Origin of the sequence: Arhodomonas sp. AD133 (assembly GCF_051195215.1) — a bacterium.
Taxonomy (GTDB): domain Bacteria; phylum Pseudomonadota; class Gammaproteobacteria; order Nitrococcales; family Nitrococcaceae; genus Arhodomonas.
In genome coordinates, this window is sequence record NZ_JBNAZM010000132.1 from 1 (window position 1) to 1,670 (window position 1,670).

Genomic DNA, 1,670 nt, shown 5'->3' on the forward strand with positions numbered 1-1,670 from the left:
GAATGCCGGGTTACCCGCTTCGAAAAAAGTCGCCCAATACGACTGAGGCAAGAGCGTCGATTTAACGGCGCTTACGATGAACAACCGGGATTTCGCGAAGCGGGACTTCTCCGGTCTCCGGGTCACCCTTGGCGGAGGCATGGCGGTGCAGCGGGTCGTGAGCGAAAAGTGGCTCGAGGTTACCGGATGCCCGATCATCGAAGGTTACGGACTGTCCGAAACGTCACCCACGGCCACGCTCAATCCGCCCGATACCACAGCCGTTCCCGGCTCGATCGGACTGCCGGTCCCGTCGACGGAAATCGCGATCTTGGATGATGACGATCAGCCACTGCCATCCGGGCAGGCGGGCGAGATCGCCATCCGCGGCCCCCAGGTCATGGACGGCTACTGGAACTGTCCCGAGGAGACGGCACGGGTGATGACGCCGGAGGGCTACTTCAAGTCAGGGGACGTCGGAGTGATGGACGAGCGCGGCTTCGTGCGCATCGTCGATCGCAAGAAGGACATGATTCTGGTGTCCGGTTTCAACGTCTATCCCAACGAGGTCGAGGGCGTCGTGGCAATGCATCCCGGCGTCCTGGAATGCGCCTGTATTGGGCAGCCCGACGCACGCTCGGGTGAAGCCGTGAAGCTGTTCGTCGTGCCTCAGGACGACTCGCTGACCGAGGAGCAGCTGTTCGCCTACTGTCGGGAGCAACTGTCCGGGTACAAGAAGCCAAAGTACATCGAATTCCGGAAGGAGCTGCCAAAGACGAACGTCGGGAAGATCCTGCGGCGCGAATTGCGCGAAGAAACGGTGGTTGCCTAAGCGGTCCGAAAAATAATTTGGCGAGGCTGTTACCCAACGAGAAGGAGGATGCCAAATGGAAGGGGCAGAAAACAGGCAAAAAGACCCGATCGTCGTGTCCGGCAGGAGCCATAAGAAGGTTCAGTCACTGATCAATGCGTCTCACCGGAAACTGCTGCATCTTGAAACGGTCGTCGACTGGTCCCGGGGAGTTGACTTCTCGAAACCACCGAAGATAGAAGAAGCTGGCTGGCTGTACGGTACATCCTACTGGGACGGCATGACAGCCGAGCAGAAGAACGAAGTACTGTGGCTGGAAACGGCGAGGGACGTCTCGTAATTCATCTGGCTCGAGCAGGCCCTGCCGGAGCTGTATGTCGGCTACGTCAACAAGTATCATGGGCAGCTGTCACCGGACATCCGGGAGTATCTGATGATCTTCTCACGGGAGGAGATCGTACACACCATGATGTTTCGGCGGTACCTCGACGTGGCCAACCTGCCGATGTGGAGCCACCCCGAGAATATTCCGAACTTCTCGGATTTCGAGAAACAGCTACCGCACCGTCACCCAGTCTACGGGATACTCTGGAACCTGCTGATCGAATGGTTCGCGGAGCTTAACTCTATTTACCAAACCCAGCACGAATTCATCGACCCGTTGACAAGGAAGCTGTTCAGAGAGCATCACATGGAGGAAGTGAGGCATATCGCGTTCGCCAAGGACATTGTCTCGAACTATTTCGAGAATGCGTCGTCCTCCGAGGTCGACGAAGTCTGTGAGTTCTTCCGGAACAGTTACATGTCGGGTCCCGGACGATTCCGTGGCTTTTTGTGAAATAGATCGGGCCTGTCAGCGTACCAGTGTTTCATCGCCTGC

General features: G+C 57.4%; 3 protein-coding genes. All 3 read left to right on the forward strand.

Annotated features, from left to right (window positions below):
* The first annotated feature begins 76 nt into the window (after positions 1-76).
* The 3 genes from ACPEES_RS23285 to ACPEES_RS23295 are packed head-to-tail and all read left to right on the forward strand — an operon-like array spanning position 77 to position 1,628.
* Complete coding sequence (locus ACPEES_RS23285) at positions 77-811, forward strand: AMP-binding protein (RefSeq protein ID WP_435106878.1); 735 nt, start codon at positions 77-79, stop codon at positions 809-811.
* A 55-nt stretch (positions 812-866) separates the two neighbouring features.
* Positions 867-1,130: a hypothetical protein gene (locus ACPEES_RS23290; RefSeq protein ID WP_435106880.1), complete on the forward strand. Its 264-nt coding sequence runs from the start codon at positions 867-869 to the stop codon at positions 1,128-1,130.
* A 3-nt stretch (positions 1,131-1,133) separates the two neighbouring features.
* Positions 1,134-1,628, forward strand: coding sequence for a diiron oxygenase (locus tag ACPEES_RS23295; RefSeq protein WP_435106882.1), 495 nt, complete (start codon positions 1,134-1,136; stop codon positions 1,626-1,628).
* Positions 1,629-1,670: the final 42 nt, after the last annotated feature.